The sequence below is a fragment of the Pseudonocardia sp. OZ21 genome, assembly GCF_059359135.1.
On the sequence record NZ_JCADBN010000006.1, the window covers coordinates 79,464 to 105,693 of the forward strand.

General features: G+C 68.0%; 28 protein-coding genes and 1 pseudogene. 9 read left to right on the plus strand and 20 right to left on the minus strand.

Going from position 1 to position 26,230, the window contains the following annotated elements; translation table 11 throughout:
* The 19 genes and pseudogenes from rplN to AC5L35_RS16350 all read right to left on the minus strand — a co-directional run bounded on the left by rplN (position 1) and on the right by AC5L35_RS16350 (position 13,857).
* On the minus strand, positions 1-369 hold the full coding sequence (rplN, locus tag AC5L35_RS16260; protein WP_169394210.1) for a 50S ribosomal protein L14: 369 nt from the start codon (positions 367-369) through the stop codon (positions 1-3).
* A complete protein-coding gene (gene rpsQ, locus AC5L35_RS16265) occupies positions 366-653 on the minus strand; it encodes a 30S ribosomal protein S17 (protein ID WP_433275950.1) in 288 nt (95 codons plus the stop codon). Before rpsQ ends, rplN begins: the two co-directional genes overlap by 4 nt.
* Entirely contained in the window at positions 650-895 is a 246-nt protein-coding gene (gene rpmC / locus AC5L35_RS16270; RefSeq protein WP_495060478.1) for a 50S ribosomal protein L29, read from the minus strand. Before rpmC ends, rpsQ begins: the two co-directional genes overlap by 4 nt.
* Positions 895-1,314, minus strand: a complete 420-nt coding sequence (gene rplP, locus AC5L35_RS16275; RefSeq protein WP_169394213.1) for a 50S ribosomal protein L16 — start codon at positions 1,312-1,314, stop codon at positions 895-897. The genes rpmC and rplP overlap by 1 nt, the downstream gene beginning before the upstream one ends.
* Before the next feature lie 3 nt (positions 1,315-1,317).
* Positions 1,318-2,148 (minus strand): 30S ribosomal protein S3, encoded by an 831-nt coding sequence (gene rpsC, locus AC5L35_RS16280; RefSeq protein WP_169394214.1) that lies wholly within the window; start codon positions 2,146-2,148, stop codon positions 1,318-1,320.
* Entirely contained in the window at positions 2,148-2,570 is a 423-nt protein-coding gene (gene rplV / locus AC5L35_RS16285) for a 50S ribosomal protein L22 (RefSeq protein WP_495060479.1), read from the minus strand. The genes rpsC and rplV overlap by 1 nt, the downstream gene beginning before the upstream one ends.
* Before the next feature lie 36 nt (positions 2,571-2,606).
* The gene (gene rpsS / locus AC5L35_RS16290; protein WP_169394216.1) at positions 2,607-2,888 is read right to left on the minus strand and encodes a 30S ribosomal protein S19; all 282 of its coding nucleotides are present in this window, start codon (positions 2,886-2,888) and stop codon (positions 2,607-2,609) included.
* A gap of 15 nt (positions 2,889-2,903) precedes the next feature.
* Positions 2,904-3,737, minus strand: coding sequence for a 50S ribosomal protein L2 (gene rplB, locus AC5L35_RS16295; protein WP_169394217.1), 834 nt, complete (start codon positions 3,735-3,737; stop codon positions 2,904-2,906).
* Between the two features lie 11 nt (positions 3,738-3,748).
* Entirely contained in the window at positions 3,749-4,048 is a 300-nt protein-coding gene (gene rplW / locus AC5L35_RS16300; protein ID WP_169394218.1) for a 50S ribosomal protein L23, read from the minus strand.
* The gene (gene rplD, locus AC5L35_RS16305) at positions 4,045-4,962 is read right to left on the minus strand and encodes a 50S ribosomal protein L4, sunset domain variant (protein ID WP_495060480.1); all 918 of its coding nucleotides are present in this window, start codon (positions 4,960-4,962) and stop codon (positions 4,045-4,047) included. Before rplD ends, rplW begins: the two co-directional genes overlap by 4 nt.
* Positions 4,962-5,615 (minus strand): 50S ribosomal protein L3, encoded by a 654-nt coding sequence (rplC, locus tag AC5L35_RS16310; protein ID WP_495060481.1) that lies wholly within the window; start codon positions 5,613-5,615, stop codon positions 4,962-4,964. The genes rplD and rplC overlap by 1 nt, the downstream gene beginning before the upstream one ends.
* 14 nt (positions 5,616-5,629) lie before the next feature.
* A complete protein-coding gene (gene rpsJ / locus AC5L35_RS16315) occupies positions 5,630-5,935 on the minus strand; it encodes a 30S ribosomal protein S10 (protein WP_040804197.1) in 306 nt (101 codons plus the stop codon).
* 310 nt (positions 5,936-6,245) lie between these two features.
* Positions 6,246-7,439 carry an elongation factor Tu gene (gene tuf, locus AC5L35_RS16320; protein ID WP_169394221.1) on the minus strand — a complete coding sequence of 398 codons (1,194 nt, stop codon included), beginning with the start codon at positions 7,437-7,439 and terminating at the stop codon, positions 6,246-6,248.
* Between the two features lie 106 nt (positions 7,440-7,545).
* Positions 7,546-9,645, minus strand: a complete 2,100-nt coding sequence (gene fusA / locus AC5L35_RS16325) for an elongation factor G (protein ID WP_495060482.1) — start codon at positions 9,643-9,645, stop codon at positions 7,546-7,548.
* A gap of 45 nt (positions 9,646-9,690) precedes the next feature.
* A complete protein-coding gene (rpsG, locus tag AC5L35_RS16330) occupies positions 9,691-10,161 on the minus strand; it encodes a 30S ribosomal protein S7 (RefSeq protein ID WP_169394223.1) in 471 nt (156 codons plus the stop codon).
* Positions 10,161-10,495: pseudogene (locus AC5L35_RS16335) on the minus strand (30S ribosomal protein S12). Before AC5L35_RS16335 ends, rpsG begins: the two are co-directional and overlap by 1 nt.
* A 621-nt stretch (positions 10,496-11,116) precedes the next feature.
* Positions 11,117-11,308 (minus strand): MbtH family protein, encoded by a 192-nt coding sequence (locus AC5L35_RS16340; protein ID WP_495060483.1) that lies wholly within the window; start codon positions 11,306-11,308, stop codon positions 11,117-11,119.
* 213 nt (positions 11,309-11,521) lie between these two features.
* Positions 11,522-12,433, minus strand: coding sequence for a transglutaminase-like domain-containing protein (locus AC5L35_RS16345; protein WP_495060484.1), 912 nt, complete (start codon positions 12,431-12,433; stop codon positions 11,522-11,524).
* A gap of 110 nt (positions 12,434-12,543) precedes the next feature.
* On the minus strand, positions 12,544-13,857 hold the full coding sequence (locus AC5L35_RS16350; RefSeq protein WP_495060485.1) for a preATP grasp domain-containing protein: 1,314 nt from the start codon (positions 13,855-13,857) through the stop codon (positions 12,544-12,546).
* Between the two features lie 170 nt (positions 13,858-14,027).
* Between AC5L35_RS16350 and AC5L35_RS16355 the strand changes: the two genes are divergently transcribed.
* The 5 genes from AC5L35_RS16355 to AC5L35_RS16375 are packed head-to-tail and all read left to right on the plus strand — an operon-like array spanning position 14,028 to position 18,512.
* On the plus strand, positions 14,028-14,978 hold the full coding sequence (locus AC5L35_RS16355; protein WP_495060486.1) for an ABC transporter ATP-binding protein: 951 nt from the start codon (positions 14,028-14,030) through the stop codon (positions 14,976-14,978).
* Positions 14,979-14,980: 2 nt separating this feature from the next.
* Positions 14,981-15,739: an ABC transporter permease gene (locus tag AC5L35_RS16360; protein WP_495060487.1), complete on the plus strand. Its 759-nt coding sequence runs from the start codon at positions 14,981-14,983 to the stop codon at positions 15,737-15,739.
* A 10-nt stretch (positions 15,740-15,749) separates the two neighbouring features.
* Positions 15,750-16,583 (plus strand): ABC transporter permease, encoded by an 834-nt coding sequence (locus AC5L35_RS16365; RefSeq protein ID WP_495060488.1) that lies wholly within the window; start codon positions 15,750-15,752, stop codon positions 16,581-16,583.
* A 38-nt stretch (positions 16,584-16,621) separates the two neighbouring features.
* The gene (locus tag AC5L35_RS16370; protein ID WP_495060489.1) at positions 16,622-17,845 is read left to right on the plus strand and encodes an argininosuccinate synthase domain-containing protein; all 1,224 of its coding nucleotides are present in this window, start codon (positions 16,622-16,624) and stop codon (positions 17,843-17,845) included.
* Positions 17,835-18,512 (plus strand): cyclase family protein, encoded by a 678-nt coding sequence (locus AC5L35_RS16375; RefSeq protein WP_495060490.1) that lies wholly within the window; start codon positions 17,835-17,837, stop codon positions 18,510-18,512. Before AC5L35_RS16370 ends, AC5L35_RS16375 begins: the two co-directional genes overlap by 11 nt.
* Before the next feature lie 25 nt (positions 18,513-18,537).
* Here AC5L35_RS16375 and AC5L35_RS16380 read toward each other — a convergent pair whose 3' ends face one another.
* Positions 18,538-20,802, minus strand: a complete 2,265-nt coding sequence (locus tag AC5L35_RS16380; protein WP_495060491.1) for a non-ribosomal peptide synthetase — start codon at positions 20,800-20,802, stop codon at positions 18,538-18,540.
* Between the two features lie 298 nt (positions 20,803-21,100).
* On the opposite strand from AC5L35_RS16380, the gene AC5L35_RS16385 reads away from it, so the two are divergent.
* Genes AC5L35_RS16385 through AC5L35_RS16400 form a run of 4 tightly spaced genes read left to right on the plus strand, consistent with a single transcriptional unit; the run spans position 21,101 to position 26,228 of the window.
* A complete protein-coding gene (locus tag AC5L35_RS16385; protein WP_495060492.1) occupies positions 21,101-23,797 on the plus strand; it encodes an amino acid adenylation domain-containing protein in 2,697 nt (898 codons plus the stop codon).
* Complete coding sequence (locus AC5L35_RS16390; RefSeq protein WP_495060493.1) at positions 23,787-24,683, plus strand: chlorinating enzyme; 897 nt, start codon at positions 23,787-23,789, stop codon at positions 24,681-24,683. Before AC5L35_RS16385 ends, AC5L35_RS16390 begins: the two co-directional genes overlap by 11 nt.
* Positions 24,680-25,546: an aspartyl/asparaginyl beta-hydroxylase domain-containing protein gene (locus AC5L35_RS16395; RefSeq protein ID WP_495060494.1), complete on the plus strand. Its 867-nt coding sequence runs from the start codon at positions 24,680-24,682 to the stop codon at positions 25,544-25,546. Before AC5L35_RS16390 ends, AC5L35_RS16395 begins: the two co-directional genes overlap by 4 nt.
* A 7-nt stretch (positions 25,547-25,553) precedes the next feature.
* Positions 25,554-26,228, plus strand: coding sequence for an iron-containing redox enzyme family protein (locus AC5L35_RS16400; RefSeq protein WP_495060495.1), 675 nt, complete (start codon positions 25,554-25,556; stop codon positions 26,226-26,228).
* Positions 26,229-26,230: the final 2 nt, after the last annotated feature.

Below are 26,230 nucleotides of genomic sequence, written 5' to 3' on the forward strand. Positions count from 1 at the left end.
TCAGAGCACCTCCGGCGCGAGGGAGATGATCTTCATGAACCGCTTGTCGCGAAGCTCGCGACCGACGGGTCCGAAGATGCGGGTCCCCCGCGGCTCGCCGTCCGGCTTGATCAGCACGGCGGCGTTCTCGTCGAACCGGATGTAGGAACCGTCCGGCCGACGCCGCTCCTTCACGGTGCGCACGATGACCGCCTTGACGACGTCACCGCGCTTCACCCCGGCAGCGGGGATCGCGTCCTTCACGGTGGCCACGATGACATCGCCGATTCCGGCGTAGCGCCGACCCGATCCGCCCAGCACCCGGATGCAGAGGATCTCCTTGGCACCGGTGTTGTCGGCGACGCGCAGCCGCGACTCCTGCTGGATCACTTCGCCTTCTCCAGGATCTCGACCAGCCGCCAGCGCTTGGTGGCCGACAGCGGTCGGGTCTCCATCAGCCGGACGCGGTCGCCGACGCCGGCCGTGTTGGCCTCGTCGTGCGCCTTGACCTTGCTCGTCCGGCGGATGACCTTGCCGTACATCGGGTGCTTCACGCGGTCCTCGAGGGACACCACGATCGTCTTGTCCATCTTGTCGGACACGACAAGGCCCTCCCGGACCTTGCGCTCCGCCCGCTCCACCGTCTTCGGCGGCGTCTTGCCTGCGTCACTCATGCCGCGCCCTCGTTGTCTTCACTCGGGGCGGCAGAGAGGCCCAGCTCGCGCTCGCGCATGATCGTGTAGATCCGCGCGATGTCGTGCCGGACGGTACGCAGCCGCCGGTTGTTGTCCAGCTGCCCGGTGGCCATCTGGAAGCGGAGGTTGAACAGCTCCTCCTTGGCCTCCCGCACGCGAAGCGTGAGCTCCTCGTCGGTGAGCTCGCGGAGCTCGGCGGCAGTCGTCGTCGAGGCGGCCATCAGATGTCACCACCCTCACGGGTCACGATCCGGCACTTCATCGGCAGCTTGTGGATCGCGCGGCGCAGTGCCTCGCGAGCGGTCTGCTCGTTGGGGTAGCTCATCTCGAACAGCACGCGGCCGGGCTTCACGTTGGCCACCCACTTCTCCGGCGAACCCTTGCCGGAACCCATGCGGGTCTCGGCAGGCTTCTTGGTGAGGGGGCGGTCCGGGAAGACGTTGATCCAGACCTTGCCACCACGGCGGATGTGCCGGTTGATGGCGATACGGGCCGACTCGATCTGCCGGTTGCTCACGTAGGCAGGCTCGAGAGCCTGGATACCGAAGTCACCGAAGGTCACGCTGGTGCCGCCGGAGGCAGCGCCGGTGCGGTGCGGGCGGTGCTGCTTGCGGTGCTTCACCTTGCGAGGAATCAGCATGGGTCAGCCCTCCCCGCCGGTCTCGGCCGGAGTCTCGACCGTGGCGGTGGCGGTGGAGCCACCGGCCGACTGCTCGGCCGCGGCGCGCCCGGCCTCGGTGCTCGTGCCGGTGGTGCCCGACGCGCCCGAACGGCGACGCTGCGGGCGCTCCCGGCGGGGAGCCCGGTCGGCGCTGGGAGCCGCCGCGGCGACGCCCTCACGACGGCCACCGACGATGTCACCCTTGTAGATCCACACCTTGACGCCGATGCGCCCGAACGTGGTGCGGGCCTCGAACAGGCCGTAGTCGATGTCGGCGCGCAGCGTGTGCAGCGGGACGCGACCCTCGCGGTAGAACTCCGAGCGCGACATCTCCGCACCGCCGAGGCGGCCGGAGCACTGCACGCGGATGCCCTTGACCTGCGGCGAGCGCATGGCCGACTGGATGGCCTTACGCATCGCGCGCCGGAAGGCGACGCGGTTGCTCAGCTGCTCCGCCACACCCTGGGCGACGAGCTGGGCGTCCGACTCGGCGTTCTTGACCTCGAGGATGTTGAGCTGGACCTGCTTCTTGGTCAGCTTCTCGAGCTGGCCGCGGATGCGGTCGGCCTCGGCGCCACGGCGACCGATGACGATGCCGGGGCGAGCGGTGTGGATGTCCACCCGCACGCGGTCCCGGGTGCGCTCGATCTCGACCTTGGAGATGCCGGCCCGCTCCATGCCCTTGGAGAGCATCTTGCGGATCTCGACGTCCTCCTTGACGTACTCGGCGTACTGCTTGTCTGCGTACCAGCGCGACTTCCAGTCGGTGGTGATGCCGAGCCGGAACCCATGCGGGTTGATTTTCTGACCCATCAGCGGGTCCTCCCCTTCGCACCGCGTGCGCCACGGCCGGCCTTCGCCGGCTGCGACTCGACCTCGACGGTGATGTGGCTCGTGCGCTTGCGGATGCGGTACGCACGCCCCTGGGCGCGCGGCCGGATGCGCTTCAGCGTCGGCCCCTCGTCGGCGTAGGCCGCGGCCACCACGAGGGTGTCGCGGTCCAGATCGAGATTGTTCTCAGCGTTGGCAGCAGCGCTTGCGACCACCTTGAACAGCGGCTCGGCGGCGGCCTGCGGCGAGAACCGCAGAATGTCGAGAGCCTCCTGCACCGACCGGTCCTTGATCAGCGCAACGACGCGCCGGACCTTGGTCGGCGACATGTGTACGTACCGCGCCACCGCGCGCGCCCGAACCGGCTCGAGCGCGGTGGCAGGGCTCTGGCTGGTGTCAGCCATGTCCTCTCACCCTTCCCTTGTCGCTACTCGAGCCGCTCAGCGCCTGCGCGCCTTACGGTCGTCCTTGATATGGCCTCGGAACGTCCGCGTAGGTGCGAACTCCCCCAGCTTGTGGCCGACCATCGAGTCCGACACGAACACCGGCACGTGCTTGCGGCCGTCGTGCACCGCAATCGTGTGGCCGATCATGTCGGGGATGATGGTGGACCGCCGGGACCAGGTCCGGATGACGGTCTTCTTGCCGGCCTCGTTGAGCACGTCCACCTTCTTGAGCAGGTGGTCGTCCACGAACGGGCCCTTCTTCAGGCTGCGCGGCATTGGTTACCTCCCTGCTCAGCGCTTCTTGCCGGTGCGACGGCGACGGACGATCATGGCGTCACTTGCCTTGCGGTGACGGGTGCGGCCCTCGGGCTTACCCGCCGGGTTGACCGGGTGGCGACCACCGGAGGTCTTACCCTCACCACCACCGTGCGGGTGGTCGACCGGGTTCATGGCGACACCGCGGACGGTCGGGCGCTTGCCCTTCCACCGCATGCGGCCTGCCTTGCCCCAGTTGATGTTGGAGTGCTCGGCGTTGCCCACCTCGCCGACGGTGGCGCGGCAGCGCACGTCGACGTTGCGGATCTCGCCGGACGGCATGCGCAGCTGCGCGTAGGGGCCGTCCTTGGCGACGAGCTGCACGCCCGAACCGGCCGAGCGAGCGATCTTCGCGCCACCGCCGGGGCGGAGCTCGATCGCGTGCACCACGGTGCCGGTGGGGATGTTGCGCAGCGGCAGGTTGTTGCCGACCTTGATGTCGGCCCGCGGACCGGCCTCGACCTTGTCGCCCTGCTTGAGCTTCGCCGGCGCGATGATGTAGCGCTTCTCGCCGTCGGCGTAGTGGAGCAGCGCGATCCGGCTGGTGCGGTTCGGGTCGTACTCGATGTGCGCGACCGTGGCCGGCACACCGTCCTTGTCGTTACGCCGGAAGTCGATCAGGCGGTAGGCGCGCTTGTGCCCGCCGCCCTGGTGCCGGGTGGTGACCCGCCCGTGCACGTTGCGGCCGCCCTTGCTGTGCAGCGGCCGGACCAGCGACTTCTCCGGCGTGGACCGGGTGATCTCGGCGAAGTCGGAGACGCTCGAGCCACGACGGCCCGGAGTCGTCGGCTTGTACTTGCGGATGCCCATCGGTCAGCCCCTCAGCTCGCCCGGCCACCGAAGACGTCGATCGAGCGGCTCTCCTCGGAGAGCGTCACGATCGCGCGCTTCGTGTCCTTGCGCTTGCCGTATCCGGTGCGGGAGCGCTTGCGCTTGCCCGGGCGGTTCAGCGTGTTGACGCTGAGCACCCTGACCCCGAACACCTTCTCCACGGCGATCTTGATCTGTGTCTTGTTCGCGTCCGGTCGGACGATGAAGGTGTACTGCCGCTCGTCGAGCAGCCCGTAGCTCTTCTCCGAGACCACCGGCGCGAGCAGGATGTCGCGCGGATCGGGGATCACTTGTCAGCCTCCTTGCGCTGCGACGACGGCTGCTGGAACCCAGCCGCCTCGGCCGCCTCGGCGGAGGCGAACCAGACCTCGGCCTCCGTGCGGGCGTAGAACGAGCTGCCCGGCACGTGGTAGAGCATCGAGTCGGTGTTGCCCTTGACCGGGAAACCCTCCGGCTGCGAGCCGTCGGCCAGCGGAGCGTGGCTCTGCGATCCGTACGGTGCCTGCTCGTCGATGTCGGCGAGCTCGCTCTCGCGGGCCGTGGCCCGGGCACCGGACGCCCTGGTGGGCACCGCGATGGGACCGGCGAGGAAGGCGTCGAGCGCCTCCTGCGTGAAGACCACGACGTCGTTGACGAGCACGTCGTAGGTGTTCAGCTGGTCGGGCGCGATCACGTGCGCGGTGGGGAGGTTGCGCAGGCTGAGCCAGGTGACCTCGTCCTCGCGCCCGACGACCACGAGGGCGCGGGTGTCGGCGTCGCCGGCCACTGCGGCCAGCGCGGTGCGCGCCGACTTCGTGGACGGGGTCTCCCCGGTGACCAGGGAGGTGACGACGTGCACCAGGCCGGCCCTGGCCCGGTCGGAGAGCGCGCCGCGGAGCGCGGCGGCCTTCATCTTCTTCGGGGTCTTCTGCGTGTAGTCACGCGGCGTGGGCCCGTGGACGACGCCACCGCCGGCGAACTGCGGAGCGCGGGTGGAGCCCTGACGGGCCCGACCGGTGCCCTTCTGGCGGTACGGCTTCTTGCCGCCGCCGCGGACCTCGCCACGAGTCTTCGTGTCGTGGGTGCCCTGCCGGGCGGCCGCGAGCTGGCCCACCACGACCTGGTGCATCAGCGGCACGTTCGCGGACACGTCGAAGACGTGCGCGGGGAGCTCGACGGTGCCGTCGGCCTTCCCCTCAGGGGTACGGATCTCGACGCTGGTCATTACTTCGCACCACCCTTCGCGGCCGACTTGACGACGACGAGGCCGCCGCGGGGACCGGGGACCGCGCCCTTGATCAGCAGCAGACCGTTGTCGGTGTCGACACGGTGCACCGTGAGGTTCTGCGTGGTGATGCGCGCGTTGCCCATACGGCCCGCCATCCGGACGCCCTTGAAGACCCGGCCCGGGGTGGCGCACCCGCCGATGGAACCCGGCGAGCGGTGCTTGCGCTGGGTGCCGTGGCTGGCGCCGAGGCCCTTGAAGCCGTGGCGCTTCATGACACCCGCGGTGCCCTTGCCCTTGCTGGTGCCCACGACGTCCACCACGGAGCCGGCGTCGAACACTGCCGCCGTGATCTCCTGGCCGACCGTGTACTCGCCAGCATCGGAGGTGCGCAGCTCGACCAGGTGCCGGCGCGGCGTGGTGCCCGCCTTGCTGTAGTGGCCGGTGCGCGGCTTGTTGACCTTGCGTGGGTCGATCGCCCCGTACGCGAGCTGGACGGCCTTGTAGCCGTCGCTCTCAGGGGTGCGGACCTGCGTCACCACGTTCGGGCCCGCCTGGACCACGGTGACCGGGACCACCCGGTTGTTCTCGTCGAAGACCTGGGTCATCCCGAGCTTGGTGCCCAGGATCCCGGTGATCTGCCTCTCGGTCATCTTCTCGGTCAGCCCTACTGAATGTTGACGTCGACGCTGGCCGGCAGGTCGATGCGCATGAGCGCGTCGACCGTCTTGGGCGTCGGGTCGAGGATGTCGATCAGCCGCTTGTGGGTGCGCATCTCGAAGTGCTCGCGCGAGTCCTTGTACTTGTGCGGCGAACGGATGACGCAGTAGATGTTCTTCTCCGTCGGCAGTGGCACCGGCCCGACGACCCGAGCACCCGTGCGCGTGACCGTCTCGACGATCTTGCGCGCGGAGGCGTCGATGGCCTCGTGGTCATAGGCCTTCAGCCTGATGCGGATCTTTTGTCCCGCCATGGTCGTCGGTCGTCCTCTTCTTCCTGCCGCTCATGTACGCGCGCTCCGGGTGGGGCACGCGTGGAGGAGCCCCGCCCTCCGTCGGTTGGGTCTCACCCCACGTGGCTCCGGTCCACGAGGTCGGGCGTGTCGCGCCCTACTCGCAGACCAGTTCCCGGATCACCCGCGACACCCCGGGGGGGTCGCTGTGCTCGAGGGTCGGCGTCCGGGGCCGGTGCGCACGGACATACATCTCCGCGCGCACCGACGCCCTACGCACAACCCGTCAAGGATGCCACACGCTCGTGCGGCACCCTCGACCGGGGGGTTGCTACTTGTTGATCTTGATGACCTGACCGGCGCCGACGGTCCGACCACCCTCGCGGATGGCGAACTGCAGGCCCTCCTCCATGGCGATCGGCTGGATCAGCGAAACGCTCATGGTGGTGTTGTCGCCCGGCATGACCATCTCGGTGCCGCTGGGCAGCGTCACCACACCGGTCACGTCGGTGGTGCGGAAGTAGAACTGCGGCCGGTAGTTGTTGAAGAACGGCGTGTGCCGGCCACCCTCGTCCTTGGACAGGATGTAGACCTGGCCCTCGAACTCCGTGTGCGGGGTGATCGAGCCGGGCTTCACGACGACCTGGCCGCGCTCGACGTCCTCGCGCTTGATGCCGCGGAGCAGCAGGCCGACGTTCTCGCCCGCGCGCCCCTCGTCGAGGATCTTGCGGAACATCTCGACGCCCGTGGTGGTGGTCTTGGTCGACTTCTCGCGGATGCCGACGATCTCCACCTCCTCGTTCACCTTGACGATGCCGCGCTCGATGCGGCCCGTGACCACGGTGCCGCGGCCAGTGATCGTGAAGACGTCCTCGACGGGCATGAGGAACGGCTTCTCGATGTCGCGCTCCGGCTCCGGGATGCTCTCGTCCACGGCGTCCATGAGCTCGAGCAGCTTGGCGCCCCACTCGGCGTCGCCCTCGAGCGCCTTCAGCGCCGAGACACGCACGATCGGGAGGTCGTCGCCCGGGTACTCCTGCGACGACAGCAGCTCGCGGACCTCGAGCTCGACGAGCTCGAGAATCTCCTCGTCGTCGACCATGTCGGCCTTGTTGAGCGCCACGACGATGTAGGGCACCCCGACCTGACGGGCGAGCAGCACGTGCTCACGCGTCTGCGGCATGGGGCCGTCGGTGGCCGCGACCACCAGGATGGCGCCGTCCATCTGCGCCGCACCGGTGATCATGTTCTTGATGTAGTCGGCGTGCCCGGGGCAGTCGACGTGCGCGTAGTGGCGCTTCTCGGTCTGGTACTCGACGTGCGCGATCGAGATCGTGATGCCGCGCTGACGCTCCTCGGGAGCCTTGTCGATCTGGTCGAACGCCGAAGCCTCGTTGAGGTTCGGGTACTTGTCGTGCAGAACCTTGGTGATTGCCGCCGTCAGCGTGGTCTTGCCGTGGTCGATGTGACCGATGGTGCCGATGTTGACGTGCGGCTTGGTCCGCTCGAACTTCGCCTTCGCCACTGGGGAATCCTCCTGGACTGGTGTACTTGTCCGCCGTGCTGACGGCAGGTATGTGGGGTGGTGCCGGTACGAGCCGCGGACGGTACTCGTCCGCGGCACGCGCCTCTTACTCGCCCGTGGCCTTGGCGATGATCTCCTTGGCCACGTTGGACGGAACCTCCGCGTAGGAGTCGAAGACCATCGTGTAGTTCGCCCGGCCCTGGGTCCGCGACCGCAGGTCGCCGACGTAACCGAACATCTCGGAGAGCGGCACCAGCGCCTTGACGACGCGAGCACCTGCCCGCTCCTCCATGGCCTGGATCTGGCCACGGCGAGAGTTGAGGTCGCCGATCACGTCGCCCATGTAGTCCTCGGGCGTGGTGACCTCGACGGCCATCATGGGCTCGAGCAGGGCCGGGTCGGCCTTGCGCGCAGCCTCCTTGAGCGCCATCGAGCCGGCGACCTTGAAGGCCATCTCGGACGAGTCGACCTCGTGGTACTGGCCGTCGAGCAGAGTCAGCTTGATACCGGTCAGCGGATAACCGGCAAGGATGCCGTACTGCATGGCGTCCTGGGCGCCCGCGTCGACCGACGGGATGTACTCCCGCGGCACGCGACCGCCGCTGACCTTGTTGTCGAACTCGTACAGCGCACCGTCGGCCGTGTCGAGCGGCTCCAGCTTGATGATCACGCGCGCGAACTGGCCCGAGCCACCCGTCTGCTTCTTGTGGGTGTACTCGAACTTGTCCACCGTGCGGCGGATCGTCTCGCGGTAGGCCACCTGCGGCTTACCGATGTTGGCCTCGACCTTGTAGTCGCTCTTCATCCGGTTGACCAGCACCTCGAGGTGCAGCTCGCCCATGCCCGCCAGGATGGTCTGGCCCGAGTCCTGGTCCAGGTGGACCTGGAACGTCGGGTCCTCCTCGGCGAGCTTCTGGATGGCGATGCCGAGCTTCTCCTGGTCGGCCTTCGTCTTCGGCTCCACCGCGACCTGGATGACCGGGTCCGGGAAGGTCATCGACTCGAGCACGATCGGCGCCTGCGGGTCGCTGAGCGTCTCGCCCGTGGTCGTGTCCTTCAGGCCGATGACGGCGTAGATGTGCCCGACCAGGGCCTCGTCGACCGGGTTCTCCTTGTTGGCGTGCATCTGGAAGATCTTCCCGATGCGCTCCTTGCGGTCCTTGGTCGAGTTGATGACCTGGGAACCCGCAGCGACCCGACCCGAGTAGACCCGGATGTAGGTCAGCTTGCCGAAGAACGGGTGCGCGGCGATCTTGAAGGCCAGAGCCGAGAACGGCTCGTCCTTCATGGGCTTGCGGCTGGCCGGGGTCTCCCCGTCCTGCAGCGTGCCCTCCACCGGCGGGAGGTCGTACGGCGACGGCAGGTAGTCGATCACCGCGTCGAGCAGGGGCTGGACGCCCTTGTTCTTGAACGCCGAACCGCAGATCACCGGGTAGGCCGCACGATCGTTCACGATCTTGCGGATGCCGTGCTTGATCTGCTCGGTGGTGAACTCCTCGCCGCCGAGGTAGGCCTCCATCAGGGCGTCGTCGGTCTCGGCGACGGCCTCGACGAGCTGCAGCCGGTACTCGGCCGCGCGCTCGACCAGATCGGCCGGGATCTCCTCGATGGTGTAGTCCTCGCCGATGGCGACCTCGCCGCGCCAGGTGAGCGCGCGCATCTGGACCAGGTCGACGACCCCGATGAAGTCGTTCTCCGAGCCGATCGGCAGCTGCAGCGGCAGCGGCTTCGCACCAAGACGGTCCTGGATCGTCTGCACGGTGAAGTAGAAGTCCGCGCCGAGCTTGTCCATCTTGTTGACGAAACAGATGCGCGGGACGTCGTACTTGGAGGCCTGCCGCCAGACCTGCTCGGACTGCGGCTCGACCCCTTCCTTGCCGTCGAAGACCGCAACAGCGCCGTCGAGCACCCGCAGGTTCCGCTCGACCTCGACCGTGAAGTCGACGTGACCGGGGGTGTCGATGATGTTGATCTGGTGGTCTTTCCAGAAGCAGGTGGTGGCGGCGGAGGTGATCGTGATGCCGCGCTTCTGCTCCTCCTCCATCCAGTCCATCGTGGCCGCGCCGTCGTGCACTTCACCGATCTTGTAGTTGATCCCGGTGTAGTACAGGATCCGCTCGGTGGTAGTGGTCTTGCCGGCGTCGATGTGAGCCATGATGCCGATGTTGCGGACCTTCGTCAGGTCCGTGAGCACGTCCCGTGCCACTGTTAGCTCGCTTCCCTCAGCAGGTTGGCGCGGACGATCGGCCCGTCACCAGCGGTAGTGGGCGAAGGCTCGGTTCGACTCCGCCATCTTGTGCATGTCCTCGCGCCGCTTCACGCTGGCGCCCAGTCCGTTGCTTGCGTCGAGCAGCTCGTTCATCAGCCGGTCGACCATCGTCTTCTCGCGCCGCTGCCCGGCGTAGGACACCAGCCAGCGCAGGCCCAGCGTGGTCTGGCGGACGGCGCGGACCTCGATCGGCACCTGGTAGGTGGCGCCACCGACACGGCGGCTGCGCACCTCGAGGGCCGGCTTCACGTTGTCCAGCGCGCGCTTGAGCGTGACCACCGGGTCGGTGCCGGTCTTCTCCCGGGTGCCCTCCAGCGCGGCGTAGACGATGCGCTCGGCCAGCGAGCGCTTGCCGTCCTGGAGGACCTTGTTCACCAGCTGGGTGACCAGCGGCGAGCTGTAGACCGGGTCGGAGACCAGCGGCCGCTTCGGAGCAGGACCCTTACGGGGCATCAGCTCTTCTCCTTCTTCGCGCCGTAGCGGCTGCGGGACTGCTTGCGGTTACGGACACCCTGGGTGTCCAGCGAACCGCGGATGATCTTGTAGCGAACACCGGGAAGGTCCTTCACCCGGCCACCACGCACCAGCACGATCCCGTGACCTCGATCTCGCTGCTGAGCCGCACGCGCGCGACCTTGCGCAGCGCGGAGTTCGGCTTCTTGGGCGTCGTGGTGTACACGCGCGTGCACACCCCGCGGCGCTGGGGGCTTCCCTTGAGCGCTGCGGTCTTGGTCTTGCCGACCTTGTCCTGACGGCCCTTGCGGACCAGCTGCTGGATCGTGGGCATGAACCGTCTGCTTCTTCCCGTCGGTGTGCTCTATCGGTGCTGGTGGTGCGTCTCGTGCCACTCGCGGGAAGAGGCCGATTCGCACCGGCCGCCCTCCCCCGAGGTCGGGCGTGTCCCAAGATCGGACGTACTGCTGCCCGGGCACCGAGCGATGAGATCGGGGACCTCACGAGGGGCCGGGGGGCCCACGGGCCCCGCGGACCGTTCTCGCACGTAGTGCGGGATCGGCGACCACAGGGCACGCAGATCGGCCCGACCGTGGTCGAGCGCAAGACAACAGAGTACCCGCCCCACAGGAAGGGGGTCAAAACGGGTCCTCGTCGGCGCCCTGCCGGTAGGAGCAGGGTGCCGCAACGTGACGCGCCCCGCAAGAGGACGCGCCGCTCGCCGCTGGGAAACCCCCGCTCGCCGCAACCGCGCGGCGCTGGAGATCCCCCCGTAGCGGCCAGTACAACGCCACTACGTGGCCGAAGATTCCCGCCGGGCGCCCCGGAGCGCTCGAGCACGTCGGCCGGCTCGGCGTCAGGGATCGCCGGGAAGCCCGCCGACCGGCGGGACGGCGGCGGGGCGCCGGATCCGGCGCGGCGTCAGCGCCGGAGTCCGGGGGTCATGTCGTCGCCGTCACCGCGCGCTGAGCGGACGCAGGTCTGTCCAGTGCTCCTCGACGTGGTCGAGGCAGGACCGGCGGTCGGCCTCGCCGTGCACCACGCGCCAGCCGCCGGGCACGGCGATGCGGGCGGGCCAGAGCGAGTGCTGGTCCTCGTGGTTGGCGAGCACCAGGAACGTGCCGTCGGGGTCGTCGAACGGGTTCATGAGCGGCTCCTCAACGGGATCGGACAACGGTGACGTCAGGCGTGCGTCGAAACGGACCGGTCGCCGCGGCACAGACCTCACGGCGCCCCCCGACGAGCACGTCGCTGCCGACCATCGCCACCTCCGGCCGAGCCCTCCGCCTGCAGCCTGAATGGTAGGAGCGGCGCCCCTCGGGATGGAGTCGCCGAAACATGCGACGCGGCGCCCGACCGGCTACGACCTGATGGCGTGCCGCTCGGGGCGCAGGGTGACAGGAGCCGGCCCGAGCCCTGCCGGAGAAGAGCTCATCACCGTCCCCGGCACTCGCCAGTCGGCATCGTCGAACAGGCCGGCGATCCGCTTCAGCGTCAGGTCCGGTTCTTGCAGCACGTCGGCCAGCGCATCGAGTTTCGGGGCGAGTTCCTCGGCGTCGACGGCTTCGTCGTCGAGCAGACCCCACACGTCCCAGAGGATCATCTCGTGCTTGTTCAACGCCGCGAGGTCCTGCACGAGGTTGTGCGTCAGCTGTGGCCAGCCCCGCAGGAACCGCTCCTTCCGGTTCGGCGACACCACGAAGCGGTCCGGATCCAGCAGGCCGGCGCGGCACTGTGCCCATGCCTCCGGTCCGGTCAGGAACAGCTCCCTCGGCACGTCCAGCACATCGACCGCACCGCGCTCCGCAAACTGGGCGTCGACCAGGCGCCAGCGGGCCTCGTCGCGATCCCACACCTCGCCGACCACATGATCCATCGCCCACTCCGGCTCGAGGTACATCGAGAACCCCACCCGGGCCCGGGCCGGTATGCCGTGGTGCCGGGCCAGCGCGACCAGCAGCAGGGTGGAATCACGGCAGCAGCCCACCACGCGGTCGGTCGGCTCGCGGTCACTTCCCAGCGGCGCCGGGTCCAATTCGTGAAGCCTGGTGAGCAGGACATCCGCATATCGCTCATCGATCTCGGCGATGCGCCCCGCGGCGAAACCATGTTGGGTGATATCGCCCTGGGCCGTGTAGTGGAACACCAGCCGGGCGGCTGCCGCATGGATACCGGGCAAATCGGACCGGACACCGTCGAGCCACCACGCCATCGCCCCCGGATCGGTGAAACGGCTCTGGGGTGTGTAGAACGTCGACGCGGTCTCGGTCACCTCGCCGTTCTACGAAATTGGGCGCCGGGTGTCAACCGAGAGCCCGGCGATTCGCGCCCACCCGCCGGGGTGTCGGCACAGTCCCTGGATCCGCGACGGACTGCTCGTCCTTATCGGAGCATTCGTTCACCGCACGCACTTGCTTCGATATCCGTGATGACGGCCCGAGCCGTCTCCGGACTGTCGGTCACCGTGGTCGCGGCGAAGATCGGAGCCGACCGGCTCAGCCCGCGTACCGCGGTGGGCAGAGCCGTGATTTCTTGCGACCACAGTTCCTCGAAGAGCGGGCGGATGTGTGCGCCATAAGAAACGGGGCCGCCCTCCGCACGCACGGGAATGCTGTCATGGGAGTGGGCCACCAGGCCTCGCGACTCGCCACCGAAATGCGCCAGCAGCGCGATGGGATGCATGGCGCCGCTGCGCCGGGCGTTGATCTCGGTGACGTACAGTTCGCGATTCCGGTCGACGATGCAATCCGCACACAACCAGCCTCGGAAGCCGAGAGCGTGAGCCGCCGAGCCGACGGCGTTCCCGAGAGCGCGCAGCCGATCCGTGATGTCGGGCGGCACGAAACGCTCTCCGACGGAGACCGACAGATAACGCTTCACGTCGACGGTCATCGTGCTCGACACGACCGTCTCGACCCCGCCGTCGCCGACCCGGACGTCGACGGCGGGGCAGCCGGCGTCCTCCGCGTGCCCGATGTAGGGCTGAACGAACAGGGGGAACGTATGGAGGAAGTGGTCGTGGTAGATGTTGCCCCAGAAGGCGTCGACCTCGTCGCGATGCACGACGATCGACCCGTCACCGCTGATGCCGTGCATGCTCTTCACGATCGCGCGGTCACCGCGGGCGAGCACGGCACGCAACGCGCCCTCGAGTTCCTCCGGCGTGGTCACCGTGATGCCGGGCGGCACCCGGAAGCCGGCCACCCGACCGGCCAGATCGAGACAGCTCAGCTTGTTGTCCAGGTACAGACTCGACCAGTAGTCCTGCTTCGGGGGGCCCTCGAGTTCCACATCGACGCCCCAGGCCTCCACCGCAGCCAGCAGTTGATACACGCCCGGGGTGACGCCGAAACACATGATCCGCGTTCGACGTTCGCCGAGGACGGCGCGTAACCGCGCCGATGCGGCGTCATCGGCCAGCAGATCCGCTATCAGCCGACCCGTGCGGGGCATCGGGCTGATGACCGGCGGTCGCTCCACGCCCAGTACCCGGTGAACGTCGGCGAACCAGTCCTCATCGAAACCGCCGGGGAGGATCAGGACCCGGGGTGCGACGCTCCAGAAGACCGCCTGGTCCGACAACATGTCCCCGTTGGCGACGAAGCTGCGCTCCACCTCCTTCCGCGGGCGAGTCGAGAAATTCCGAACGTTGAACTCCGAAACGTTGGGGACAATGAGATCGACCGAGTCCGACATGCCATGAAATCCTGCCAGACACGCCGCCGCCCGAGTAACTGAGCACTCGGGCATGGCCATTCGTTCGGACTTTCCGTTACCGTGACTTTCCCACAGACCGGCTCGCCCCTATCCTCCGCATTAGGCGCTCCCTGAGGACGATTCCGCATGACCGCTAAGGAGGACGTGACTTGGATACGGAGTTCGGGCCACCGCTCGACGACATGGCCGTCCTCGGTCGGAACCTGACCAAATGTTTCGGGGAGTTCACCGCCGTCGACGCGATCAATATCGACGTGTATTCGGGCGAGTGCTTCGGGCTCCTCGGGCCGAACGGGGCCGGGAAGTCCTCCACGATGCGGATGCTGAGTTGCATCTCGCAGCCGACCAGCGGAGCGCTCACCGTGCTCGGGACGGACCCCCGCCGGGAGGCGGCCAGGATCCGCGCCAGGCTGGGCATCGTGCACCAGGAGAACAATCTGGACCTGGACATCAAGGTGGTCGAGAACCTGACCACCTACGCCCGGTACTTCGGATTCTCCAGGGCCGAGTGCCGGCGGCGCGCGGCGGAGATGCTGGAGTTCGCCCAGCTGGAGCAGAAGGCGGTGAGCAAGGCAGGCGAACTGTCGGGCGGCATGCAACGACGGCTGGCGATCGCCCGGGCCCTCGTCAACTCCCCCGAAATGGTGTTCCTGGACGAACCGACAACGGGCCTGGACCCCCAGATGCGGCATGTGGTGTGGCAGCGCCTGCTCGAACTGAAGCAGAGGCGCACGACATTGGTCGTGACCACACATTACATGGAGGAAGCGGAACAGCTCTGCGACCGGATCGTCATCATGGATCACGGTCACATCGTGGCCGAGGGCACCCCGCAGACGCTCATCAAGGAGAACGTCAGCCAGGAGATCGTCGAACTGTGGTTCTCCGATACTCCGACCGAGGAGACCGCCGCTCCACTGAGTGGGATCACCGAGCAGTTCGATGTATTGGCCGACCGCATCGTGCTCTATGTGGCGAACGGTGAGGAAGCGGCGAAAGAGGTGCACCGCCGTGGCCTGTCGCCGGAGCGTCTGACGATTCGCCGAAGCACCTTGGAGGACGTGTTCCTGCGCCTCACCGGACGGACCCTGGCGGAGTAACCATGGCGAATCCAACGATCACGGTCCTCGAACGCCACGTACTGCTCTACCAACGGCTGTGGCGGGCGTCCGCGTTCTCCCTGTTCATCCTCCCGGTGCTGTTCCTCACCAGTATCGGGCTGGGCGTCGGTGGCTACATCCATGAGATCGACGGGCACGACTATCTGCAATGGATAGCGCCGGGCCTGATCGCATCCACGGCCTTCCAGACCGGCGCGAACGAGTCCACCTACGGCGTGTTGAGCGAGTTCGAGTGGGTGGGCGGAATCAAGGCCATGCGCTCGACGCCGGTGCGCATTCAGGACATGATCCGGGGATGGCTGATCTATGTCCTGATCGCGACCGAGTTGGCGGTCGGCGCCTTCCTGCTCGTCACATGGCTGGCCGGTGCGCTTTCCCCGGGCCTGGCCATCTCCGCGCCGATCGTCTGTGGTGTCGTCTCCCTCGCCATCGCGACACCGACAACGGCCTTCTCCGCCGCGATCAATGACCAGGACTGGTTCCTGGTGCTGGCCCGGTTCATCATCCTGCCCGCCACGTTGTTCTCCGGCGTGCTGTTCCCCATCAGCCAACTCCCCGCATGGATCCAGCCGCTGTCGTATCTCTCACCGCTGACCCACGCTGTCGATCTCATGCGGGACTTCACCTTCGGAACAGCCTCACTGACGACGAGCGCACTGCACTTCACCTACCTCCTGGTGTGGATAGTCGCCAGCTGGTTCCTGGCGAACCTCAGCTATCGACGGCGCCTCACGGATTGATTCTGGAGCCATGGTCACCACCGACGTCTCGACTCCGACACCGGCCGCGTCCCCCGTCTCGGCGGCGCGCGTGCTCGCCGTACTGGAGTACTTCTTCACCTACAGCTTCCGCACCCGGGAAGCGCTGACGCTCCTGGGCGTCATCTGGCTGACCGCAGTCACCGAACCGGTTCTCTACCTGCTGGCCATGGGCCTCGGCGTGGGCAGCCTCATCGACAGCACGATCCCGGTCGACAGCCATCAGCTGAGCTACATCCAGTTCGTGGCCCCCGCCATGCTCGCGGTGTCCTGCATGTCCGGCGCGATCTCGGCATCGATCTTCAGTTTCTACACCCGGCACCGGCATCTCGGCATGTTCACGATGATCTCGACCGCCGCGGTCAGCCCGGCCGAGGTCGTCGTCGCGGACTGGCTCTGGGAGATCATCCGGGTCACGATGCTCAGCGCCATCTTCGTCGCGGTCATGGTGGTGGCCGGCGTCGTCGGCATCGCCAACGCCCTCGTCGCGTTCGTGGCGACGATCCTGGTCATCGCGGCCTTCGCCGCCGTGGGCATCGGCCTCAGCACCCTGCTGCGAGGGTGGCAGGACTTCGACATCATCACCGTGGCACAAACCGTGCTGTTCCTGTTCTCGGGCACGTTCTTTCCGATCCAGCAGTACCCGTCGTGGCTGCAGGTGATAGTCCAGCTCAGTCCGCTGTACCAGTCGATCGCACTTCTTCGCGCGCTGACGATCGGCGACCACGGGATCGCCCTGGTCGTGCCCATCGGCTACCTCCTCCTCATGGTCGTGGCCGGGCTCTTGTTCTCCGTGCGGCGCCTGAGCAGGGATCTCGGCCGATGACGGCACACATGTGGAAACCACTTCCGACAGGAGGACCGATGCTTCCTTTCGTCAGTTCGCTGGACGAGTTGGAAAGCTGCGCCCCGCGGCACGTGCTGCTGCTCTACTCAGGGGGCGTGGACGGCACCTACCTGCTGCACTGGCTGGCGCGCCGGAGTATCGAGGTGACGGCACTGCAGGTCCGCTTCGGCGATGCCGGTGAGGTGGACTCCGACGTCGCGAAGTGGCGTGCCGCCAAGTTCGGGGTGAGCCTGCACGCCGTCGACGCCTCCCGTGAGTTCTTCGCCGACTTCCTGCCCGCGGCAATCCATGCGGATGCCTATTACCAGGGTCAGTTTCCGGTGGGCTCGACCCTGACCCGACCGCTCATGGCCAAGGTCGCGGTGGACGCCGCCCGCCGGCTCGGCTGCGACACCGTGGCGCACACGGCCACCTACACGCAGAACAGTTCGCTGCGGCTCAGCGGGTCGATCGCCGCTCTCGACCGGGATGTCGTCATCGCCGCGCCGTTCCTCGGGTCCCAGGTTCCCCGCGACATCAAGGTGGAGTTGCTGAGCGAGGCCGGCATCTCCTTCGAGACGGGGATCTACAGCGTCGACGCGAACCCGTGGGCCCGTGTCATCGAGTCCGGCCCCCTGGAGAACCCGGAGAACACCCTCGACGAGACCGTCTTCACCTTGACGCGCGACATCAAGGACTGCCCCGACGACGGCGTCGAGATCGACATCGCCTTCCACCGCGGCCTGCCATCCGAGATGGACGGTCAACCGATGGCGCTGGGCGATCTGGTGTCGACGCTGAACACACTCGGCGGGCTGCACGGCATCGGTCGCTTCTCCGGTCTGGAGGACCTCCCGTTCGGCGTGAAGAACCACGAGGTGCGCGAGGCGCCCGCGGCCGCGGTGATCACGACGGCGCACCGCGCGCTGGCCAACGCGGTGTTCGGCATGCGGGAGCACTCGATCCGCGCGACGCTCGCCCAGGAATGGACGAACCTGGTCGTGCACGGTGGCTGGTACGGACATCTGGCGCAGAGCTTGGCGCAGTGCCTGGAGAAGTTGGACGAACCCTTGACGGGCACGGTCCGGCTGCGCCTGGCGCGGGGCACGATGCAGGTGCTGCGGCTCCGGTCCGAGCACGGGCTCTACTACTCGCGTTTCCGCGAGAAGTTCGATCAGTGGATGAGCGACTACTCCTACGGCCCCTGGCTGACCCACACGACGATCACGGATGCGGTCCGAAGCGGTCGCAATGGGCAGTGAGACCGGAGTCGTCGATCTCAGTCACATCGTCGAAGACGGGATGACCACCTATCCGGGCCTGCCGGGTCCGGAGATCACCGATCACCTGTCGCGCGCCGACTCCCGTGGCCGGTACGCCCCCGGCACCGAGTTCCAGATCGGACGCATCTCGCTGGTCGCGAACACCGGGACCTATCTGGACACACCGTTTCATCGCTTCGGCGACGGCGCCGACCTGGCCGGAGTTCCGTTGTCGGGCCTGGTGGATCTCGACGGAGTCGTGATCCGGGCCGGAGGCCGGGCCATCGGCCCGGCGGACCTGTCCCCGTACCGAGATGTGGTCGCCGGTCGGGCCGTTCTCGTGCACACCGGCTGGGACCGGCACTGGGGCACCGCGAAGTACGCCGATCCGAGCCATCCGTATCTCACGGCAGAAGCCACGGAGTTCCTTGCCGCGCTCCGGCCCGCCGTGGTCGGCATCGACTCGGTGAACATCGATGACATGGCCGACCTGTCCCGGCCGGCGCACACCGGACTGCTGGCGGCCGGGATCCCCATCATCGAGCACCTGACGGCACTCGACCGCCTGCCGGACCGGCACTTCCGGTTCCATGGCGCGCCGATCGCCGTCGCCGGGATGGGGACCTTTCCCATCCGGGCGTACGCGCTGGTGGGTCACGGCGGGTAGCAGCAGTACCTGCTCGTCGAGCGATTCAGCTCCCGGCCACGTCCGGCGAACCGCTCGCTGACGCGCCGGAGAACTGCGCATTCCGGATCGCCTCCGCGACCTCCCGGACGGTGCCGGTGAGCAGTTCCACGGGCCCCGGCTGGGCACCGAGCGTCTGCCGGCATTCGTCGAACAGGATGAACGCCAGCATGGAGTTGCCGCCGAGTTGGGTGAAGGTGTCCAGGACGCTGACCGACCCGGTCGCCAGGACCCGGCGATAGATCTCGACCACGGCCGCCTCCAGGTCGTCCGCAGGCGGAACGAACCCGTGTTCGCGGTCGGCGCGGTCCCGCCACGCCGCGACCAGTGCCCGATTGTCGATCTTGCCGTTGACGTCCGTCAGGATGCGGGGCATCGGCACGATCTGCTCGGGCCGCATGTGGTCGGGCAGGAACCGGGCCGCGAACTGCTCGATCGCACCGACGTCGAGGTCGTCGACGGCGGTCCCGGCAGCGGGAACCACGAAGGCGAGCAGCCGGACCGGGGTGTCGTGCGCGATGACTGCGCAGTCGGCGACCGCCGGGTGGCTGGCCAGCACCGACTCGATCTCCCCTGGCTCGATGCGCAGTCCCCGGATCTTGATCTGCCGGTCGATCCGGCCGAGGTGTTCCAGTACGCCGTCCATCCGGTAGCGGCACAGATCACCGGTGCGGTACATGCGGGATCCAGGCGGCCCGTACGGATCGGGGACGAACCGCTCCGCGGTCCGGCCCGGTGCTCGCCAGTACGCCTGCGCCACACCGATCTCGCCGCCGATGTACGCCTCGCCGGGCATGCCGACCGGCACCAGTTCGAGGTCTTCGTCCAGGATCGTGACCCGGAAGTTGGCGGCCGGGCGGCCGAGCGGCACCGGGGTTCCCGGCTCGTCCGGCAGCGGCATGTCGGTGACGCTGTTCGCCTCGGTCGGCCCGTAGCAGTTGAGCAGCGTGGTGTCGGGCAGGGTGGCGTAGAAGGTGTCGCGGATCCGCGGGGTAACCGGCTCACCGCCGCACAGTGTCCAGCGCAGACGGGCCCGCTCGCCCGAGACCTGTTCCAGGAACGGGCTCATCACGGTCGGCGGCAGGAAGAGGATCGATATCGGGTAGGTCTCGACCAGCCGCGCGAGATGACGCGGGTCCCGGTGCCCGCCGTCCCGGCAGATCACCAGGCACGCGCCGTGGTAGAGCGGCCAGAAGATCTCCCAGATGGAAACGTCGAATGCGGCCGAGGTCTTGAACAGCGCGCAGTCGTCGGGCTCGAACGGGTATTTGCCCTGCATCCAGGCCAGATTGGCGAGCGCGCCCACGGTGGGGTATGCGACACCTTTCGGACGGCCGGTGGTACCGGAGGTGTACAGAATGTGAAGCAGCCCTGTCGGTGAGGCGGCGACGATCGGGTTGGTGGTGGCGCAATCGTCGGGCTCGCGCTCGACATCGACGAGGTGCCAGGCGCCGTCGGGAACCCGGTCCCGGCAGGCGGCATCGGTCAGAATGTGCGTCGGCGCGGTGTCGTCGAGTATGTAGGCCAGGCGGGCATCGGGCAGTTCGGTGTCCAGCGGCACGTACGTGGCGCCGGTTTTCACCGCCGCATAGATGGCGACGATCTGCGGGATGCCGGGCCGCAGGCAGATGCCGACGCGGGTGCCGGGCCCCGCGCCCTGGCGGATCAGGAAGTGCGCCAGCCGGTTCGCGCGCACGTTCAGTTCCCGGTAGCCGACAGCGGTGCCGGACTCGTCCAGCAGCGCGACGGCGTCGGGGGTGCGTTCCACCTGCTCCTCGAACGGCTCGGCCATCGTGCGGTGCCGGATCTCGGGCCGCTGATACGGGTTCAGACCGTGCAGGATCCGCTCACGCTCGACCGCATCGATCAGCGGGTGCGTGGCCATCGGTGCGTCGGGATCACGCGCCAAGCCGGTGAGCAGTTGCACGAACGTCCGCGCCCAGCACAAGGCGGACGGGGCGTCGGCCGAGTTGACCATGCTCTCCGCGTACAGCCGCGTACCGTCCTGCGAGACCACGATCGTGACGTCGACGCGCTCGTCACTGCTCTCCGCCGGAGCCGGCGCGTTCCGCGGTTCACCGGCCTCGCGCAACGCCGCACGGAAGCTGCCGTCCAGGTCGGCAGGCACCGGAGTGGTGGCCTCCCGGTGTCCCCGGACCACCCGGACCCGGCGGGTGGCACCGAGCCGGGACAGCCGCTGCGCCAGCACCGTTGCGCCGATCGACAGCGCTACGAAGTCCTCCGTCCGTGCGGCGACGGCCAGGCGGTGCAACCGGCCCGGCAGGTCCGCCGGGATCGAGACCGGACCGGCACATTCCGGAGGAGCCGTCGCGCTCCCATCGCCATTCCCCTCGAGACGCGGGCCGGTCGGCACGGATGGCGATACGGATGGCGATGCTGTCGCCGTGGTGGAGTCGGATGTCATGAACGCTCCAAGGGGCCGGGCTTCCTGGTCCTCGACGGACAAAGCGACGCTGCCAGATTCCTCTGCCGGCTTCGAAATTTCCTGTCCCGCATTCAGTGGACAGCACCTGGGCGACCTGCGACGCAGGGCGACGTCACCTGATCACGTGACTGCCGTTTCAGAATCCCGGGAATTTAACGTCGGGCGAGCAATTGGCAGATGTGCCGTAGCGGGTCCGATCGGAAGGCGATGCATGGAAACCGTGACACGATCGGTGACCGACAGCCCGGAAACCTCGTTCCCCGTCGATCTGATCCGTGCGCGGGCCCGAGCCGCCGGGCACCTCGAGGCGTTGGTCGACGAGCGCGAGTCGCTGACCTACGCCGCGCTGATCGACCGGGTCGACGCGTTGGCGGGACGGCTACGCGCCGCCGGTACCGGGCCGCAGGACCCCGTGGCGGTGCTTCTCGAGCGCTCGGCCGACACGGTGGTCGCCATGCTGGCGGTGCTCACCGCCGGTGGCGCCTACTGCCCGCTGGACATCACCGCCCCCGACGCGCGCACGGCGACGATGGTGCAGCGCCTCGGCTGCCGGGTGGCGATCGCCGACCGCGCAGGCGCGGAACGGCTGCCGGCCGGAGTCACCGTCGTCGATCCCGCCGGGCCGCCGGAAGCCTTCCCCGCGACACCGGTGGACCAGGACGCGCTCGCGTACGTGATGCACACCTCGGGATCCACCGGCGTACCCAAGAGCGTCGGGATGACCCATCGCGGCCTGTCCCGGCTGATCTCCTGGCAGCTCGCCGACGGTGAAACCGGGCTGCGGACACTGCAGTTCACCGCGACCTCCTTCGACGTGACGTTCCAGGAGGTGCTCTCGACCCTGGCCGGGGGCGGCTGCCTCGTGGTGGCGTCGGAGCACGTGCGCCGCGACCCCGCCGCGCTGCTGGATGCGATCGTGCGCCACCGGGTGCAACGGCTGTTCCTGCCGTATGTCGCCCTGCAGCTACTGGCCGTCGAGGCCGGTCGCCGGGGCGTGGCCCCGGACTCGCTGCGACACGTCGTGACGGCAGGCGAGCGGCTGATCGTCACGCCGGCCATCCGCGACCTGTTCGCCGCCCTGCCCGACTGCCGGCTGGACAATCACTACGGCCCGACCGAGGCGCACCTGGTCACCAGCCTGACCCTGCCCCCCGACCCGACCGGATGGCCGGAGATGCCGAGCATCGGCGCGCCGGTGGACGGAGTGGTCTGCCGGGTGCTGGACGAGCAGTTGCGCGCCCTGTCCGACGGGAGCGTCGGGGAGCTGTACGTGGGCGGGACCGGCCTGGCCCAGGGGTACCTGGGCGACCCGGCCCACACCTCGGAACGGTTCATCGCCAGCCCGTTCGACGCCGGTGAGCGGCTGTACCGCACCGGCGACCTGGTCCGGGTGGCCGCCGACGGCCACTACGAGTTCGTCGGTCGCGCCGACGGACAGCTCAAGGTTCGCGGTTTCCGCGTGGAACCGGGCGAGGTGGAGCAAGCCCTGCTGCGCCACCCCGGGATCGACGCGGCCGCGATCGATCTCCGCGAGGTCGCCGACGGCGTCTCGGTGCTGATCGGATACGTGCAGACCCATGGCCCGGTGGCGCACCGGGACATCACCGAACACCTGCGCGGCCTGCTCCCCGCCTACATGATCCCGGCCCGGTACGTCCCCGTGGCGGCGCTGCCGCGGACCACGACGGGCAAGGTCGATCGGCGCGCCCTGGCCGAGCTGGAACTGCCTGCCGGACAGGGGGACACGCCGGTCGCGGACGCGGCCTCGCTCACCGACACCATCACCGACATCTGGGCCCGGGTACTCGGCCACGACGAGTTCGCCGGCGACGAGGACTTCTTCGACGTCGGCGGCGACTCGCTGCTGGCCACCTGGGTGGTGGCCGAGCTCGGGCAGCTCCTGGGCCGTCCGGTCGAGCTGTCGCTGCTGCTGGACTACACCACGGTCGACGAGCTGGCCGAAGAGCTCGGCTCCGCCTCCGCACCGCCGACACGGCACCGGTCGTCGCAGGTCATCACGCTCCGCCCGGGCCCGTCCGGCCGCGGCGTCTACTTCGTGCACCCGCTCGGCGGCGAGTTGCTGGGCTATCGGGAGCTGGCCCACGCCTCCAGCGCGCCCGCCCGGCTGCTCGGGGTCGGCTGGACGGGCGACCCGCCGAAGTTCGGCAGCACGCTGACCGACCTCGCGCGGACCCACGTCGAGCAGGTGCGCACCGTCGAACCGGACGGACCGTACTGGCTGGCCGGCTGGTCGTTCGGTGGTGTCCTGGCCTACGAGATGGCGCAGCAACTGCGCGCCGCGGGGGCCGATGTGCAGTTCCTCGGTCTGTTCGATGCCAACCCGGTCGTCGATCCGATCACCGGCCTCCCGATGGCGGAGACCCCGTTCCTGCACATGCTGGACACCGTGGCGGCCCGGCTGGACGACCCGGCCACGACCGACGAGGACCTGGTCGAACTGACGTCCGGACCGACCTGGCTCCAGTTGATGGGCGCGCCCATCACGGCGAAAGCGTCGAGCGCATATCTGCGCAAGGTCCTGGACACCGCACGGACCTGCATGAACGCGGCGATGCGGTACGAGCCCCAACCGTATTCCGGGCCGGTCCACCTCTTCGATGCCGCAGGCACCGAGCCGGAACTCCGCGCGACGTTGACATCCGTCATGCGCGGGCTGTGCACCGGCCCGCTGACGGTCATTCCGATCACCGGCGAGCACTCGACTTTCATCAGGGGAGAAAACGTCGCCGAGGCGGCGGCGCGGCTCGACGCTGCGCTGGAACGGGTCGGCGCGGAAGGGAGCACACGGTATGGATCTTGAGGACAACGCAAAGACATTCGCCGAACAGGGGTACATCGGGCCGTTCACCCTGTTCGAGCCCGACGAGATGACCGCGTGGTGGAAGGAACAGCGCAAGGCGCTGCTCAACCCGGAGGCCAGCGCACGCAAGGTCTTCGACAACCCGGTGAACTACGACCGGCACCTGGACATCCCCGGGCTGAGCAAGCTCATCACCGAACCGGAGATCGTCCGGCGGATGCAGGAGCTCATCGGGCCGGACATCCTCTGCTGGCGCACCGAGTTCTTCCCGAAGAACCCGGGCGACGCCGGTACCGGCTGGCATCAGGTGGAAACCTATGCGATCGGCGAGACCAGTCAGGGCATGCTCGAGGCGACCGAGCATTCGCCCGGCGTTCCGACGGAGCTGACCTGCTGGGTGGCGTTCACCGAGGCGGCGAAGGAGAACGCCTGCATGAAGGTGATCCCCGGTAGTCACCGGAAGTGGCGCTACGACGAGCACGCGCCCATGAAGTGGAACAACGCCGCCAAGAACAACTCGTTCTTCGGCTACAACTACGACGACATCAAGATCGACAAGAACTGGGATCCGGAGCAGGAGGACGTTCGCTACCTGGAGATGCGGCCCGGTCAGTTCTTTATCTTCACCGCGCGCTGCATCCACGGCTCCACCCCCAACGTCAGCCGCCGCCAGCGGATGGGCTTCGCCATCCGCGTGGTGCCCACCCATGTCCGGGTCTACGGCGGGATGACCGAGTTCGACGAGTTCGGCCACCACTTCGAACTCGACCGCCACGGCAGTGTCCTGGTGGCGGGCGAGGACAGGTACGGGCTCAACCGGATGGCGCACGAGAACGCCTGGGGCGAGCCGTTCACTCCCGTGGAAAAGGGAATCGTAGTCCAATGAAAACCCAGTATGTTGCGAACATTCCGCTCGACGAGGAGCGACTGGCGAAGGACCTCGCGCAGGCGGAGTCGTTCCGTTACTCCGAGGCCTACAGCAACTACCTCATCGGCGGCCCGTGGAAGAACGCCATCCTGTGGGCGGCCGGCGGGGACATCGGGAGCGGCCTGGTCACCGAATACACCTACGACCAGCGGCCGACCTTCACCGAGTACGGAACTCAGCTCCCCTATCTCCAGGAGCTCATCTCGGACCTGGCCGATCTGGACCGGCTGCAGTTCGTCCGGCTGGTCGAGGTCACCGACAGCGTGATCATGCCGCATCGCGACTACCTCGAGCTGGACGACGTGCCCGAGGACGCGAAGCCGGCCCACCGGATGCACATTCCGCTCGTCACGCACGACAGCTGTTTCTTCAGCGCGGACAACGTCGTGTACCGGATGCGGACGGGCGAGGTCTGGTTCTTCGATGCGGCGCAGATCCATTCGGTGGTGTCGCTGACCCGTACTCCGCGCATCCATCTCATGCTCGACTTCGCCGATCGGGCGGGTGCCGGGCCGCTGGTGAACGTGGCGCAGGCCGAGACCGACGACCGGATCCCGGCCCGGTCCCGGGTGGCGCGGCCACCGCTGCCCGACTCCCATCGCGCAGAACTGCTGCGATTGGCGGACCTGCTGACGATGGACAACTTCGGAGAGATCTTCAGCATCGTCATCAAGACGCACTTTCGCTGGGACGGCGGCGAGGACTTCGCCTGGAACACCATCACCGAGCTCGCCCGCGCCAGCAAGGACCCGGCCGTGTTGTCACACGCCCTCGAACTGCTGAGCTACTTCACCCTCGATCGATCCGACATCAAGGAGTAGGAACAGAATGACCACGACACTGACGGTGGGTGACCGGCTCGACGCCAGCCCGGTGTACCAGCGCTTCCGCGAACACCCGTTCTTCGCGGGCGTCGACAGCGCCGAACTCAGCCAGGAGCAGGCCGCCGTTCTCATCGAGCAATGGTGGCACCCGCTGCACTACTTCCCGACGTTCCTCGCCCGTTGCGTATCCGTGCTTCCGGACATCGCCGCCAAGAGCGCGATCACCAAGATCCTGAACCAGGAGGCGGGCGGTGGCAAGGCGGCCAGGGCGCACGAGGTGATCTACGTCGACTCGATGCGCAAGTGCGGATTCGACGCCGACCGGGTCACCGGGACCGCGCCGTACCCGGAGACCGCCGCATTGGTGGAGGGATATCGCCGGGCCTCGGAGGCGCCGGAGAGTGCGCTCGGGTTCATCTTCGCCACCGAGAACACCGACCTGCTCATGGTGTCCAGCATCGGCAAGGCCGTCGAGCGCACCACCGGCGTCACCGACAACGCGTGGGTCACGATCCACGTGCAGCAGGAACCCGATCACGTCGATCAGGCCAACCACGCGCTGCTGACCGGCATGAGTGCCGAGCAGGAGGACACCGTTCTGCGCACGGCCGACGAGATGTGGGGGCTCTGGACGGCGTTCTTCGACCGGCTCGCCACAGAGACCGGCGTCGGCGTCTGATC

Bases quoted from the DNA above. Each gene is read 5' to 3' on its own strand.
- AC5L35_RS16375 (WP_495060490.1), top strand. From the start codon at position 17,835: ATGGGCAGTGAGACCGGAGTCGTCGATCTCAGTCACATCGTCGAAGAC.
- rpsC (WP_169394214.1), bottom strand. From the start codon at position 2,148: ATGGGTCAGAAAATCAACCCGCATGGGTTCCGGCTCGGCATCACCACC.
- AC5L35_RS16350 (WP_495060485.1), bottom strand. From the start codon at position 13,857: ATGTCGGACTCGGTCGATCTCATTGTCCCCAACGTTTCGGAGTTCAAC.
- rpmC (WP_495060478.1), bottom strand. From the start codon at position 895: ATGGCCGCCTCGACGACGACTGCCGCCGAGCTCCGCGAGCTCACCGAC.
- rplD (WP_495060480.1), bottom strand. From the start codon at position 4,962: ATGACCAGCGTCGAGATCCGTACCCCTGAGGGGAAGGCCGACGGCACC.
- rplV (WP_495060479.1), bottom strand. From the start codon at position 2,570: ATGGCTGACACCAGCCAGAGCCCTGCCACCGCGCTCGAGCCGGTTCGG.
- AC5L35_RS16370 (WP_495060489.1), top strand. From the start codon at position 16,622: ATGCTTCCTTTCGTCAGTTCGCTGGACGAGTTGGAAAGCTGCGCCCCG.
- rplB (WP_169394217.1), bottom strand. From the start codon at position 3,737: ATGGGCATCCGCAAGTACAAGCCGACGACTCCGGGCCGTCGTGGCTCG.
- AC5L35_RS16400 (WP_495060495.1), top strand. From the start codon at position 25,554: ATGACCACGACACTGACGGTGGGTGACCGGCTCGACGCCAGCCCGGTG.
- rpsQ (WP_433275950.1), bottom strand. From the start codon at position 653: ATGAGTGACGCAGGCAAGACGCCGCCGAAGACGGTGGAGCGGGCGGAG.
- rpsJ (WP_040804197.1), bottom strand. From the start codon at position 5,935: ATGGCGGGACAAAAGATCCGCATCAGGCTGAAGGCCTATGACCACGAG.
- AC5L35_RS16360 (WP_495060487.1), top strand. From the start codon at position 14,981: ATGGCGAATCCAACGATCACGGTCCTCGAACGCCACGTACTGCTCTAC.
- rplP (WP_169394213.1), bottom strand. From the start codon at position 1,314: ATGCTGATTCCTCGCAAGGTGAAGCACCGCAAGCAGCACCGCCCGCAC.
- rpsG (WP_169394223.1), bottom strand. From the start codon at position 10,161: ATGCCCCGTAAGGGTCCTGCTCCGAAGCGGCCGCTGGTCTCCGACCCG.
- AC5L35_RS16365 (WP_495060488.1), top strand. From the start codon at position 15,750: ATGGTCACCACCGACGTCTCGACTCCGACACCGGCCGCGTCCCCCGTC.
- AC5L35_RS16340 (WP_495060483.1), bottom strand. From the start codon at position 11,308: ATGAACCCGTTCGACGACCCCGACGGCACGTTCCTGGTGCTCGCCAAC.
- AC5L35_RS16390 (WP_495060493.1), top strand. From the start codon at position 23,787: ATGGATCTTGAGGACAACGCAAAGACATTCGCCGAACAGGGGTACATC.
- rplC (WP_495060481.1), bottom strand. From the start codon at position 5,615: ATGACCGAGAGGCAGATCACCGGGATCCTGGGCACCAAGCTCGGGATG.
- rpsS (WP_169394216.1), bottom strand. From the start codon at position 2,888: ATGCCGCGCAGCCTGAAGAAGGGCCCGTTCGTGGACGACCACCTGCTC.
- AC5L35_RS16395 (WP_495060494.1), top strand. From the start codon at position 24,680: ATGAAAACCCAGTATGTTGCGAACATTCCGCTCGACGAGGAGCGACTG.